Source organism: Bacillus sp. mrc49 (genome assembly GCF_002803435.1).
This window is the reverse complement of record NZ_PHNG01000082.1, coordinates 1-318: the sequence shown is the minus strand read 5'-3', so window position 1 is coordinate 318 and position 318 is coordinate 1. Positions and strand designations below refer to the sequence as shown.

Below are 318 nucleotides of genomic sequence, written 5' to 3'. Positions count from 1 at the left end.
TCCCCTTCGGGGGACAGAGTGACAGGTGGTGCATGGTTGTCGTCAGCTCGTGTCGTGAGATGTTGGGTTAAGTCCCGCAACGAGCGCAACCCTTGATCTTAGTTGCCAGCATTCAGTTGGGCACTCGAAGGTGACTGCCGGTGACAAACCGGAGGAAGGTGGGGATGACGTCAAATCATCATGCCCCTTATGACCTGGGCTACACACGTGCTACAATGGATGGTACAAAGGGCTGCAAACCTGCGAAGGTAAGCGAATCCCATAAAGCCATTCTCAGTTCGGATTGCAGGCTGCAACTCGCCTGCATGAAGCCGGAAT

Annotated in this window: 1 rRNA gene; it reads left to right on the top strand. The window is 54.4% G+C overall.

Annotated features, from left to right (window positions below):
* Positions 1-318: ribosomal RNA gene (locus tag CVN76_RS00575) — 16S ribosomal RNA — on the top strand; the annotation flags it as partial.